This window comes from Bacillus sp. SCT118, assembly GCF_058566435.1.
In genome coordinates this window covers 784,214-796,017 of record NZ_CP191225.1, presented here as the reverse complement: position 1 = coordinate 796,017, position 11,804 = coordinate 784,214, and the positions used below count along the sequence as shown (strand labels likewise).

Here is an 11,804-nt window from a genome sequence, read left to right as displayed (position 1 = left end):
GAGTAACAGTGAGGGACGGGGTGAGATATATGGAAAGCTTTGGCGAACAATTACGGGCATTGCGTGAAGAGAGAAAGTTAACAGTCAACCAGCTGGCGACTTATTCAGGCGTAAGCGCAGCCGGCATCTCCAGAATCGAAAACGGAAAACGGGGCGTTCCCAAACCTGCTACCATCAAAAAACTGGCAGAGGCCTTAAAAATTCCTTATGAGGGGCTTATGTACAAGGCTGGTTACATCGAAGAAGTGCATGAAGCCAGGGCCCCTTATGAAACGAAGTGCAAGCTGCTTGAAAAAGCGGAGGCCTATGACCTGAAAAACCTTGCGCTTCTTGAGAACGAAAAGTGGCAATATCTCAATAAAGAAGATTTGCTCATGCTGGATCATTATTTTTCGTTTATTTCAGACGAAGCCAAAAAACGGTCTGCTGATGACTGACTCTTGATAGAAATGTGAGGCGATAGACCATGTCACCGTTCGGACAGCAATTACGGGAGCTGCGCCGCGCCCGCAAACTGACAGTGAATCAGCTTGCGGTGTACTCAGGCATCAGCTCGGCCACCATTTCAAAAATTGAAAACGGCAAACGCGGGACGCCAAAACCCGCCACGATTAAAAAACTGGCAGCCGTCCTGAAAGTGCCGTACGAAAACCTCATGGCCGCCGCAGGTCATATTCAGGCCTTTCCTGAAGAAATCCGCGAAGCATCTGAAAGCTATCAATCCGTTTATGACATTTACCAGACGGCTGTCACTCGCGGAGCGGAGCACCTCTCGATTTTCAATAGTCAAAAATGGGAACATCTCTCAAAGCAGGATATTGAAAATCTCAGCAAATACTTCGATTTTTTGTCTTCAGAAGCAAAAAAACGCGACTCTTCCTCATAATCCCCTGTTTCTCTTTCTATATTTTATCAATCACGCTTGCATACCCTCCCTCTTTATTTGCGTTATAATAGGGACAGACGAGGTGAAAAGTATGAACCAATCAGAAATGTGTCCTAGATTTGAAAAAGCAGTCGACATCTTAAGTAAACGCTGGGTCGCTTTAATCGTATTTCAGCTCTTGAACGGGTCTCAGCGATTTAGCGAAATTGAAGCAGCACTTCCAAATCTAAGCGGCAGAGTTCTGTCAGAACGGCTGAAAGAACTTGAGCTTGAAGGAGTAGTGAAGCGGGAAGTCATCCCTGAAACTCCGGTTCGCATCGAATATTCATTGACTGATAAAGGAAAGGCACTGGCCCCCATTCTAGGTGAGATTTCTAAATGGGCGACTGAATGGATTGACCCTTCCTTTCTTTCTTAATTAATTACTAAAACAGCTCTGATCTCAGAAACGAGAAAAGGAGCTGTTTTTATTTTTCGAATGAAAAATGATTTCTCAGCTCAGAAAATTCTTATGTTATTAAGTACTTGGAAAACAGAAACGGAAAATCTGACAGACACCGGACAGGCTATGCAGCATATCAAACAATCCGTCACCCACGTGACAGACCGCATTAAGGAAGTAACGGATGGATTGAAGCAGTTAACAAACCAGTCGATTGAAAATATCGCTTCTGTATCTGAAAATTCTGCCTCCGGCATTGAAGAAACATTTTCGATTACCGAGCAATCCGCCCACTCGATGGATCAAGTGCTTGAAAATGCCGAAGAGCTTGAACAGCTGGTGAAGGAGCTTAATGAGAAGATGGATCTGTTTAATAAAAAAAACCCTCGTCGAGGTTAGCCGAGGAGGGCAAATTATGCACTGCGTATATATGTCCATAATAAAGGTTCTAAATTGTATACTGATTTAATAACTCTGCTTTATATTTCTCAATATCTATAACATCGTAACCTAAAAACTTTTCATAATTATCATCAGCAAAACAGAATAAAATCCCATTAAATTCAAACGAATTTGATGTTTCCAAATCATACAATCTAAAGCTATAAATTTCTTTTTTGTTTCGAACGGTTTTTTTGTAAATTTTTTTAGAACCTGCTAATTTAGATATGTCATTAGCTAATTCTCCGAAAATCTCCATACCTACTATTAAGTTTTGCTTATTAATATCTAATGAAATATTTTCATTAACTTCCAAATCCTCAGTCAGCTCAACTGTAGATGGTTGATTAATTGGAGGAATTACATAAATATAAGCTAACTCAGCTTCTTTATCATATGTTATTGCCGAATTTGAATACATGGGATACCACCCTATCTCCAACGTTTTTTAGGCTTCGCAGATTTATAAGTAGTAGTTAAAGTATTACCTTTTCTCGCGACTGCAACACCTTTATAGTAATATACGGTTGATTTATATTTAGGATCATAATATTTTTTACCCTTTTTTACTGCCATAAACACATTGGTAGGTGAAATTCCTCTTTGATACATTCTTAATCCTAAATGGTAAGAAACCTTTATAAATTTAAAACCATATTTTTTAAACATAGATGAAGACATTGCTATTAATACTCTGACAGCTGGGCCTAACCATTGACCTTCTACCTTTTCTGAACTTTGTTGTTCATCTATTTCTTGATCCATTTGATCTATGACACTAGTATCTATTTCAGGGTTAATTTCATCTATGTAAGCAAACGTTTCATCATCAATTTTGATATCTTTTTCATCGATTGTCTTTTCTAAAAACGATTCAGTATTTTTGACTTCTAGTTCAGTAATCTCTTTTTCGGTATCTGCAACATAGTTTACCACTTTTTTATCATCAATCATATCCGAAACGTCTAGATTTAGCAATTCTTCATCTGATAAAGTTGTATTGTTTTCTAAATCAGTAACGTCTTTAAAGCTCTGATCATTGATTTGCTCAGCAAAAACCGTACCTGTAGCAGTAAAAAACATAACAAATGCTGTTAATAGAAAAACTAACTTTCTACTTTTTTTAATTACATTCTTGTTCATTTCTTCCTCCTAAGATAATATATTGATAAGCATATATTACCACATTGAATTTTTCCTTCAACTATTTTTTGGTTAATTTTCATAATTAAAGGAGATATAAATGTTAAGACCTAATATCACGAATTATTTATTCTTTTTGCTTATGATAATTTTTATCACCTTATTCCCATGTAACAACTTAAATGCAGCTTCTAATGATATATCACAACAATTTAAAGATATCCAAAAAATTAAAAACAAGTATAAGTTAGATGGGGAAGGGGTATCTATAGCGATTTTAGATTCAGGAATTAGCACTAAAATGAATTTCCTTCCTATAGAAGAAAGCGTATCTTTTGTAAATGAGCCTAATACCACAGTTAATGACTTAAATGGACATGGAACTTATAACACCGGTATAATTAACGCCATTGCTCCGAAAGCAAAACTATACATTGTTAAAGTGTTAAATAAAGAACTTAAAGGGAATTATACAAATATTACAAAAGGGATTGAATGGAGTATAAAAAATGACGTTGATATCATATCCATGAGTTTAGGTGGAGATTCTTATTCTAAAGAACTTCATGCTGCCATAAAAAAAGCCTATAATAAAGGCATAATACTTACTTCTTCTGTAGGCAATAAAGGTATATCAAATCTAGACACTGTTTCATACCCAGCTAAATTTAATGAAGTTATAGGAGTGGGAGCATTAAACTCACATGATGACCGTTTATTTTCTTCAAGTAAAGGGCAGGGAATAACTATAATGGCCCCTGGAGAAAATTTAAAAAGTTATTCAATTAATAGTGACTATTATAAAACAAGCGGAACTTCAGTTTCTAATGCATATGTAAGTGGGGCACTAGCTCTTCTATTTCAATTTGAAGATTTTAATATTACTAATGAAGATATTATTAACACTGTGAAAAAATCAGCCTACTCCAAAGGATCAAGATTTGAATATGGTTACGGAATATTTGACTTAGAAGAAGCAATTAAACGTAGACATAATGCTGAATTAATAAAAATCACTTTTTGTATCTTTGGTATCATAACTATTTTCTTATTGTTCCTATTTTTAGTTAAAAAAATTATATCTCCTAACATTAAGAAGATATAATTTTGTAATTCTACATATGTTTTATCTTTCTCTAGTTACTATATCACTTTCAAGGTCCGCTCCAGCCAAGCCATAAGCAAATCAGCTCCTACCGCCATCACCGCAGTCGGGATCGCGCCGGCTAGAATAATCGCAGTTCCGTTTGTCGCGTTTGAGCCGCGGACGATCATGTCCCCAAGGCCTCCGGCACCGACAAATGTGCCGATCGCTGTAATTCCAATGGCAATGACGAGAGCCGTGCGAAGGCCCGCCATAATGACAGAAAGTGCGAGCGGGAGCTCAACCATTCTGAGCACTTGGAATTTCGTCATGCCCATTGCTTTTCCCGATTCTAAGTAGGCATGCTCAATACTGATAATGCCTGTGTACGTGTTTCGAATAATCGGCAGCAGGGAATACAGAAATAATGATAGAATCACGGTATTTGCGCCGAGCCCCATAACAAGCATTAAGACGGCCAGCATAGCGAGCGCCGGGATTGTTTGAATAACGTTTGTTACTGCAAACACCCAGGCTGACAAACGGCGAAAATGCGCGATGAGGATTCCGACCGGAACCCCGACGACAGCGGCAAACAATACGCCGTAAGCCGACATGAGAAAGTGGCGGCCGAATTCATCCATGACGTAACTGCCATTCTGCGTGTAATACATCATTAACTGTTCAAACACGTTCATTGACCTCTTCCCCCTTTCACGATTCGAAGTAGTGATGTTTTTCTAAATATTCCTTGGCAACGACAGACGGTTCTTTGAGATTGCCGTCGACTTCATAGTTAAGCTCCTGCATCGTGGCTGTGTCGATTTTTCCGAGCATTTTCTTGATGATGCCTTCAAGCTCAGGATGTTCTTTGAGCACCTTTTCCGGAACAACAGGAGAGCAGTCGTACGGCGGGAAAAATTGTTTATCATCCTTTAGCATTTTGAGACCATAGGACTTGATTCTTCCATCGGTTGAATACGCAAGCACAATGTCCATTTTTCCGCTTTTCACCGCGTCGTACACAAGGCCGATCTGCATTGGATACGTGCCGCCGAATGTCATGCCGTAGGTTTTCGTAAAATCCTGATAGCCGTTTCCTTTGAGCTTCATCCAATAGTTATCAACGCCCAGCTTTAATTGCGGCGCCCATTTTTTAACGTCTGATACGGTCTCTAAATGGTATTGGTCGGCCAGCTCCTTGCTGACTGTAAAGGCATATGTATTATCAAACCCGTAGGAGTCATACCACTTTAAATCATATCTTTTTTTAAACTCCCGCTGAGTAAGCGCCAGCGCTTTGTCCGGATCTTTTTCAGGTTGCATTCTCAGCGTGCCTGTCAGCGCGTCTCCCGTATATCTTGTGGCCGCAATGTCGATTTCACCATTTATTAAAGCCTGCTGCTGCACCGCGTTGGAGCCAAGATTTTTAATCGTTGTTGTTTTGAGATCAGTATGGTGTTCGATCAACTGGCCAAGCATGCTGGCGATGATTTCTGATTCGCTCATGCTTTGCGCGCCGATTTTAATGGTCTGGTCTGCAGCAGCGCTGAGACCAGGAAGCGAACAGCCGCTCAGCGTCAGCGTTGCCGCAAGTGCTAAACCTATCATTAATTTGAGATATTTTCTTTTCATGAGCCGCCTCCTTATGACAATTCCTTCAATCTCTGCATGCCGGCAGGTGTCAGTTTTCGTTCAGCAACTGCCAGCACATAATCAATCACAATTGCCAATATCGTGACAGGTACCGCGCCCCCGATGATATATTCCGGCTGATATAAATTCAGTCCGATAAAAATGTAATCACCCAATCCGCCGCCTCCGATAAAGGAAGCAAGCGTGGCCCAGCCGATTAAGTAAATCGTCGATGTTCTGATTCCCGCCATGATCACTGGCGCGGCAAGCGGCAGCTCCACCAAGCGGACTTGTTCAGCCGGCGTCATTCCGATGCCTTTGCCAGACTCGAGCAGATTTTTGTTGACGCCGCGAATGCCGGTATACGTGTTGCGAAGAATCGGCAATACGGAATAGAAAAACAAAGCCACAATGGCCGGAACCTTTCCTACACCAAGGAGCGGGATAAAAAAAGCGAGGATGGCCAGACTCGGCAGCGTCTGAATGATATTGACAATGCCGATAATGGTGCCGGCTCCTTTTTTCATTCTGGTAAGCACAACCCCGAGGGGGACGGCAACCAGCACGCCTAAGATCACAGCAATGAGCGATATCGTAATATGCTCGTATGTTTTATAAAGAAGCTCGCCCCCATTGGTTTGCAAAAATTGAACAATATGATGCATGACTTATCGCCCCTCCCTATGACAATGCTGCGAGCTGCTTTTCTTCTCCCCAGAGGGAGTCATACACGATGTCGACCAGACTTGCCCTCGTCACAATTCCGATCAGGCGTCGGTCTTCATCCACAACGGGAACATATTTGACACCCCGTTTTAAAATTTTGCGGACCGTGTCGCGCAGCAGTGTGCCGCCCAGTACTGTGTATATATCTTCATGTAAAACCTCACCTATGAGATTGGCCTTTTTCCGGCATTGATCAATGATTTCAACATCGACATAGCCTTGCAGAACGTGCTCGTCATCGACGACCAGCAATGAATCGACCCGTTCCTGCCTCATCAGCTGAATGGCCTCAGAAAGCGTTTTATCCGCGGTGATCGTTACAGGCTGTGTGTTCATAATCTGGTCAACCCGTTCAACATCCGGGCTGGATGATTGAATCAGCCGCTCCTTGCCGATAAATTCCTCAACAAATTCGTCTGCCGGATTTCTTAAAATGTCATCGGGCGTTCCAACTTGAACGATTTCTCCCGCTTTTAAAATCACAATCCGGTCTGCCAGCTTAATCGCTTCATCCATATCATGGGTAACAAATACGATGGTTTTATGTAAGGTTTTTTGCAGTTTTTTAAATTCTTCCTGGAGGGAATCCCTCGTAATCGGGTCGAGTGCCCCAAACGGTTCATCCATTAAGATAAGCGGCGGCTCCGCGGCAAGTGCCCGTAATACACCAATTCGCTGCTGCTGTCCCCCGCTTAATTCATGAGGGTAACGGTCTACATATTCAGGCCCCATATCGACCAATTTTAAAAGCTCACGCGCCCGCTCTTTCCGCTGCTGCTCCGGCCATTTCAGCAGTTTTGGGACTAGTGAGATATTCTGCTGAATGGTCATATGGGGAAACAGGCCGATCTGCTGAATCACATAGCCAATTTTGCGCCTGAGCTCTACAGGATCCTGGTCCATGATGTTTTCGCCGTCAATGAAAATCTTCCCGGCGGAAGGCTCAATTAATCGGTTAATCATTTTCATTGTTGTCGTTTTTCCGCAGCCGCTCGGCCCGATAAAGCAGATAAATTCGCCTTTTGCAATCTTAAGATTTACGTTGTTCACGGCTTTTTTGCCGCCCTTGTATGTTTTCGAGACATTTTCTAATGTCAGCAAACATCGCACCTCCAAAATTAAGTTTATTCAATTTGTTCAGTTTAAATTTAATTTTTCAGACAATTGAATGCTTCCCATTATAGAATAAAGTTTATAAAATAAAAAGTTTACAATTTGTTCATATTATTTATAAAGTATGTGTAAACGCTGATTTACCCGCATTGACGTGTGTTGATCTCCTTATTGCTCCAATTTCCTGCCAAATTCTCTTTTGACAGCATTTTCGCCGTATCAAAAATGTGGTATATTGACATCGGAATTGTTAGCTGAAAGGATGAAACCGTTGGAGAAAGATCCGTTAACGATCATTGAACAAGCCGAGGACCATTTTATAGAAAGAATCGCGGAAAACATGCATGCATTTGGAATGCCCTCTACCGTCGGACGTGTGCTGGGCATTATTTATATGAATCGAAAACCGATGACGCTTACGGAATTATCTGAGGCCACCGGCATGAGTAAAACACGCATGAGCCAGGTAGTGCGGGAAATGCTTGATGCCAACATTGCCGAGAAGGTGTTCGAAAAAGGCGTCCGAAAAGATTTATATGAGGTTGAGCAGGACTACTATCAAACATTTATCACGCTGTTTTCAGCCACCTGGAGCAAAGTCGTCAGCAAAAACAAAATGATGCATAAAAAACTCAATCGGGAGCTGCTCAGCGTGTTGGATGAAGAGCTTACTCCTGAAGCGGAAGAAAAAGTGAATGAACTGCTGAAAGAATTAAAGGAATGGCTTGATTATTATAATTGGCTCAGCCGTTTGATTGAGTTTTTTGAGAGCGAAGAAATTTTTAAATATGTGCCAAAGCCGTAAAAAACGCCCTGTCATTACAAGGCGTTTTTTCTTATGCGGCACCTGCCAAGTTTTTCTTCTTTCTCTTTTTAATCGGGCTTAACGCTCGTTCAAGCCAACCCATGACCAAATCGGCAATCACCGCCATCAGAGCTGTGGGGATCGCTCCCGCTAATATAATTGCGGTTCCGTTTGTGGCGTTTGATCCCCTGACGATGATATCCCCGAGACCGCCAGCACCGACAAATGTCCCGATGGCCGTAATGCCGATGGCAATGACAAGCGCGGTGCGCAGGCCGGCCATTATGACCGAAAGCGCAAGCGGAAGCTCGACCATCCGCAGCACTTGAAATTTTGTCATCCCCATTGCTTTTCCGGATTCAAGATAGGCGTGCTCAATACTGATAATCCCAGTATACGTATTTCTGATAATCGGCAGAAGAGAATACAGAAATAATGACAATATCACCGTATTAGCGCCCAGCCCCATGACAAGCATCAGCACGGCGAGCATGGCGAGAGCCGGGATGGTCTGAATGACGTTCGTGACCGCAAAAACCCATCCGCTTAATCTTCTGTATCTGGCTATCAGGATGCCGAGCGGAATTCCAACAATGGCGGCAAATAAAACGCCGTACACCGACATCAGAAAATGGCGGCAAAACTCCTGCAGCACATAACCGCCGTTTTGCGAATAGTATGTGCCAAGCTGCTGTAGTACTTCCATATGATCCACCTCTTTTCTTAGTCAAAATAATGATGTTTCTCTAAAAATTCCTTTGCTACGACAGACGGCTCCTTCAGCTTGCCATCCACTTCATAATTAAGTTCCTGCATCGTTTCCGTGTCGATTTGCCCAATCAGCTTATTGATCACACCCTCAAGCTCCGGATGCGCCTTAAGCACCTTTTCCGGAATCACCGGTGAACAGTCATACGGCGGAAAGAAACGCTTATCATCTTTTAAGATTTTCAAGTCATAGGCTTTAATCCGTCCATCCGTTGAATAAGCCAGAACGGCGTCCATTTTCCCGTTTTTGACTGCGTCATAGACAAGCCCGATCTGCATTGGATAAGTTGTGCCGAATTCAAAGCCATATGTGCTGACAAAGCCTTTATACCCGTCGCCTTTTCGTTTCAGCCAAGCATTGTCGACGCCTAATTTATATTGGGAGGCATTTTTTTTCAGGTCGGACACGGTGTTAATATGCTCCTTTTCCGCAAATTTTTTTGTTACGGTGAAGGCATATGTGTTATCAAAGCCGTAGGAATCAAACCATTTATAAGAAAAGCGCTTTTGAAACTCATTCTGCACAATGTTCAGCGCTTTTTTCGGATCTTTCTCCGCTTCCTTGCCGAGGGTGCTTGTTAAATCTGTTCCGGAATAGCGCGTGGCTGAAATATCAATGTCACCGCCCAGCATCGCTTGGTGCTGAACATAGTTTGAGCCGAGGTTTTTCACTAAAGCGGTATTCAAATCTGTATCGTGTTCAATAAGCTGCGCGATCATATTCGCTACAATTTCTGATTCTGTCATGCTCTGCGCCCCGATTTTGATCGTGTCGTCAGAAGCGCCGCCGAGACCCGGCAGAGAGCAGCCGCCTAGCAGCATGACAAAGACGAGAGCAAACGCGCCAAGCCATTTGATTTTTGTCATTTTCAACAGTGCCAACTCCTTACGAAACTTCCTTCATCCCTTGCAAGCCTTTCGGCGTCACCTTTCGTTCTGTCACGGCCAGGACATAATCAATAATAATTGCCAGAATTGTGACAGGCACGGCACCGCCAATGATATATTCAGGCTGGTATAGGTTCAGGCCGATAAAAATATAGTCCCCGAGGCCGCCTCCCCCGATAAACGACGCAAGTGTCGCCCAGCCAATTAGGTAGATCGTTGATGTGCGGATCCCCGCCATGATGATGGGAATCGCCAGCGGGATTTCAACGAGCCGAATCTGCTCCCAGCCGGTCATGCCAATCCCTTTCCCCGATTCCAGCAGGTTTTTATTTACACCTTTAATGCCGGTATACGTATTGCGCAGGATCGGCAGCACCGAATAGAAAAATAAAGCGACAATCGCAGGCACTTTTCCTACGCCGAGAAGCGGAATAAAAAAGGCTAAAATCGCCAGACTCGGCAGGGTTTGCACAATGTTTACGAAACCGATAACCGCACCTGCGCCTTTTTTCATTCTGGTGAGAGCAACGCCAAGCGGCACTGCAACGATAATGCCCAATACAACGGCTATGAGTGAAATATATAAATGCTCTCCTGTTTTATACAGCAGCTCTCCGCCGTTCGTTTGCAAAAAAGTCATCATTTGATTCATCTTAAAAGAGCTCCTCCCCTGGTCAGATCGTCATGAGCTGATTTTCCTCGTCGCCCCAAATGGAATCGTATACGATATCAACGAGGCTCGCTCTTGTCACAATCCCTGCTAAATGGTTCTGTTCATCGACCACCGGAACATACTTGATCCCCTGCTTCAAAATTTTTCGGACTGTATCGCGAAGAAGCGCCCCTTTTTGAACGGTATATATATCTGAACGGTATACGTCGCCAACGATGCTCGCTTTTTTGCGGTTTTGATCAATCATTTCCACATCAACATAGTCCTTCAGCACGTTTTGCCGGTCCACAACGAGCAGCGAGTCAACACGTTTTTCTCTCATCAGCTGAATCGCCTGAGAAAGCGTTTTGTCCGCAGATACCGTCACCGGCGTTCTGTTCATCATTTGCTCTACCCGCTCGATATCCGGTCTTGACTGAATCAGGCGCTCTTTCCCGATAAATTCTTCAACAAACTCATTTGCCGGGTTTCGAAGAATCTCATCAGGTGTGCCGACTTGAACGATTTCTCCCGCTTTTAATATCACAATCCTGTCAGCAAGCTTAATCGCTTCATCCATATCGTGGGTTACAAACACAATCGTTTTGTTTAAGGTTCTCTGCAGTTTTTTGAATTCTTCCTGAAGGGAATCACGCGTAATCGGATCAAGCGCTCCGAACGGTTCATCCATTAAAATGAGAGGGGGTTCCGCTGCCAGTGCGCGCAGCACGCCGATTCTCTGCTGCTGTCCGCCGCTGAGCTCATGCGGATAACGGTCTAAATACTCTGGGCCCATATCCACAAGCTTTAACAGCTCGCGCGCCCGTTCTTTCCGTTTTTCCTCAGGCCATTTCAGCAGCTTTGGTACGAGTGAGATGTTCTGCTGGATGGTCATATGGGGGAACAAACCAATCTGCTGAATTACATAGCCGATTTTTCTCCTCAGCTCAACCGGGTCCTGTTCCATAATATTTTCTCCGTCGATAAAGATCCTTCCAGACGATGGTTCTATCAGCCTGTTGATCATCTTCATCGTCGTCGTTTTTCCACAGCCGCTCGGGCCGATAAAACAGATAAATTCACCTTTGGCAATATCTAAATCAATGCTGTTCACAGCTTTTTTGCCGCCTTTATATACTTTTGACACTTGTTCCAATTTCAGCAATCCGTGCACCTCCGCAGGTTTCCTTTAAATTTTCTGAAAAGTATAATCCTTATTAT

Annotated in this window: 15 protein-coding genes and 1 pseudogene; 6 read left to right on the top strand and 10 right to left on the bottom strand. The window is 43.0% G+C overall.

Features of this window, described 5'->3' with window-relative positions; genetic code table 11:
• The first annotated feature begins 29 nt into the window (after positions 1-29).
• From rghR to ACQVGT_RS03930, 4 genes and pseudogenes are all read left to right on the top strand, one after another.
• Positions 30-437, top strand: coding sequence for a transcriptional repressor RghR (gene rghR / locus ACQVGT_RS03945; RefSeq protein WP_003220034.1), 408 nt, complete (start codon positions 30-32; stop codon positions 435-437).
• Between the two features lie 29 nt (positions 438-466).
• The gene (locus ACQVGT_RS03940) at positions 467-886 is read left to right on the top strand and encodes a helix-turn-helix domain-containing protein (RefSeq protein WP_046340265.1); all 420 of its coding nucleotides are present in this window, start codon (positions 467-469) and stop codon (positions 884-886) included.
• A gap of 91 nt (positions 887-977) precedes the next feature.
• On the top strand, positions 978-1,304 hold the full coding sequence (catR, locus tag ACQVGT_RS03935) for a catDE operon transcriptional regulator CatR (protein WP_015384647.1): 327 nt from the start codon (positions 978-980) through the stop codon (positions 1,302-1,304).
• Between the two features lie 120 nt (positions 1,305-1,424).
• Positions 1,425-1,727, top strand: a pseudogene (locus tag ACQVGT_RS03930) (methyl-accepting transducer); the annotation flags it as partial.
• Between the two features lie 49 nt (positions 1,728-1,776).
• On the opposite strand, the gene ACQVGT_RS03925 reads toward ACQVGT_RS03930, so the two are convergent.
• Both ACQVGT_RS03925 and ACQVGT_RS03920 read right to left on the bottom strand, forming a co-directional pair.
• A complete protein-coding gene (locus tag ACQVGT_RS03925; protein WP_015483696.1) occupies positions 1,777-2,190 on the bottom strand; it encodes a DUF2283 domain-containing protein in 414 nt (137 codons plus the stop codon).
• Between the two features lie 11 nt (positions 2,191-2,201).
• Positions 2,202-2,912 (bottom strand): hypothetical protein, encoded by a 711-nt coding sequence (locus ACQVGT_RS03920; protein WP_015483697.1) that lies wholly within the window; start codon positions 2,910-2,912, stop codon positions 2,202-2,204.
• Positions 2,913-3,012: 100 nt separating this feature from the next.
• On the opposite strand from ACQVGT_RS03920, the gene ACQVGT_RS03915 reads away from it, so the two are divergent.
• On the top strand, positions 3,013-4,017 hold the full coding sequence (locus tag ACQVGT_RS03915) for a S8 family serine peptidase (protein WP_015384650.1): 1,005 nt from the start codon (positions 3,013-3,015) through the stop codon (positions 4,015-4,017).
• A 38-nt stretch (positions 4,018-4,055) separates the two neighbouring features.
• On the opposite strand, the gene opuBD is transcribed toward ACQVGT_RS03915, so the two are convergent.
• The 4 genes from opuBD to opuBA are packed head-to-tail and all read right to left on the bottom strand — an operon-like array spanning position 4,056 to position 7,458.
• A complete protein-coding gene (opuBD, locus tag ACQVGT_RS03910) occupies positions 4,056-4,694 on the bottom strand; it encodes a choline ABC transporter permease OpuBD (RefSeq protein WP_015384651.1) in 639 nt (212 codons plus the stop codon).
• 16 nt (positions 4,695-4,710) lie between these two features.
• The gene (opuBC, locus tag ACQVGT_RS03905; protein WP_015384652.1) at positions 4,711-5,631 is read right to left on the bottom strand and encodes a choline ABC transporter substrate-binding lipoprotein OpuBC; all 921 of its coding nucleotides are present in this window, start codon (positions 5,629-5,631) and stop codon (positions 4,711-4,713) included.
• 11 nt (positions 5,632-5,642) lie between these two features.
• On the bottom strand, positions 5,643-6,296 hold the full coding sequence (gene opuBB / locus ACQVGT_RS03900) for a choline ABC transporter permease OpuBB (RefSeq protein ID WP_003228370.1): 654 nt from the start codon (positions 6,294-6,296) through the stop codon (positions 5,643-5,645).
• Positions 6,297-6,312: 16 nt separating this feature from the next.
• Positions 6,313-7,458 (bottom strand): choline ABC transporter ATP-binding protein OpuBA, encoded by a 1,146-nt coding sequence (opuBA, locus tag ACQVGT_RS03895; RefSeq protein ID WP_014480909.1) that lies wholly within the window; start codon positions 7,456-7,458, stop codon positions 6,313-6,315.
• Between the two features lie 283 nt (positions 7,459-7,741).
• Here opuBA and ACQVGT_RS03890 point away from each other — a divergent pair, with 283 nt between their 5' ends.
• Entirely contained in the window at positions 7,742-8,275 is a 534-nt protein-coding gene (locus ACQVGT_RS03890; protein ID WP_014478002.1) for a GbsR/MarR family transcriptional regulator, read from the top strand.
• 31 nt (positions 8,276-8,306) lie between these two features.
• Here ACQVGT_RS03890 and opuCD read toward each other — a convergent pair whose 3' ends face one another.
• From opuCD to opuCA, 4 genes are read right to left on the bottom strand one after another with little or no spacing between them, the layout of a single operon-like run.
• Positions 8,307-8,981 (bottom strand): glycine betaine/carnitine/choline/choline sulfate ABC transporter permease OpuCD, encoded by a 675-nt coding sequence (gene opuCD, locus ACQVGT_RS03885; protein ID WP_015483698.1) that lies wholly within the window; start codon positions 8,979-8,981, stop codon positions 8,307-8,309.
• 17 nt (positions 8,982-8,998) lie between these two features.
• A complete protein-coding gene (gene opuCC, locus ACQVGT_RS03880; protein WP_015384655.1) occupies positions 8,999-9,910 on the bottom strand; it encodes an osmoprotectant ABC transporter substrate-binding lipoprotein OpuCC in 912 nt (303 codons plus the stop codon).
• 19 nt (positions 9,911-9,929) lie between these two features.
• Entirely contained in the window at positions 9,930-10,583 is a 654-nt protein-coding gene (opuCB, locus tag ACQVGT_RS03875; RefSeq protein WP_003228349.1) for a glycine betaine/carnitine/choline/choline sulfate ABC transporter permease OpuCB, read from the bottom strand.
• Positions 10,584-10,605: 22 nt separating this feature from the next.
• Positions 10,606-11,748, bottom strand: a complete 1,143-nt coding sequence (gene opuCA / locus ACQVGT_RS03870) for an osmoprotectant ABC transporter ATP-binding protein OpuCA (RefSeq protein WP_015483699.1) — start codon at positions 11,746-11,748, stop codon at positions 10,606-10,608.
• Positions 11,749-11,804 lie beyond the last annotated feature (56 nt).

What these genes read in the sequence shown, in the direction of transcription:
- opuCB (WP_003228349.1), bottom strand. Translation starts at nt 10,583, where the DNA reads ATGAATCAAATGATGACTTTTTTGCAAACGAACGGCGGAGAGCTGCTG.
- opuBC (WP_015384652.1), bottom strand. Translation starts at nt 5,631, where the DNA reads ATGAAAAGAAAATATCTCAAATTAATGATAGGTTTAGCACTTGCGGCA.
- opuCD (WP_015483698.1), bottom strand. Translation starts at nt 8,981, where the DNA reads ATGGAAGTACTACAGCAGCTTGGCACATACTATTCGCAAAACGGCGGT.
- opuCC (WP_015384655.1), bottom strand. Translation starts at nt 9,910, where the DNA reads ATGACAAAAATCAAATGGCTTGGCGCGTTTGCTCTCGTCTTTGTCATG.
- opuBB (WP_003228370.1), bottom strand. Translation starts at nt 6,296, where the DNA reads ATGCATCATATTGTTCAATTTTTGCAAACCAATGGGGGCGAGCTTCTT.
- ACQVGT_RS03915 (WP_015384650.1), top strand. Translation starts at nt 3,013, where the DNA reads ATGTTAAGACCTAATATCACGAATTATTTATTCTTTTTGCTTATGATA.
- ACQVGT_RS03920 (WP_015483697.1), bottom strand. Translation starts at nt 2,912, where the DNA reads ATGAACAAGAATGTAATTAAAAAAAGTAGAAAGTTAGTTTTTCTATTA.
- opuBD (WP_015384651.1), bottom strand. Translation starts at nt 4,694, where the DNA reads ATGAACGTGTTTGAACAGTTAATGATGTATTACACGCAGAATGGCAGT.
- ACQVGT_RS03940 (WP_046340265.1), top strand. Translation starts at nt 467, where the DNA reads ATGTCACCGTTCGGACAGCAATTACGGGAGCTGCGCCGCGCCCGCAAA.
- ACQVGT_RS03925 (WP_015483696.1), bottom strand. Translation starts at nt 2,190, where the DNA reads ATGTATTCAAATTCGGCAATAACATATGATAAAGAAGCTGAGTTAGCT.
- rghR (WP_003220034.1), top strand. Translation starts at nt 30, where the DNA reads ATGGAAAGCTTTGGCGAACAATTACGGGCATTGCGTGAAGAGAGAAAG.
- catR (WP_015384647.1), top strand. Translation starts at nt 978, where the DNA reads ATGAACCAATCAGAAATGTGTCCTAGATTTGAAAAAGCAGTCGACATC.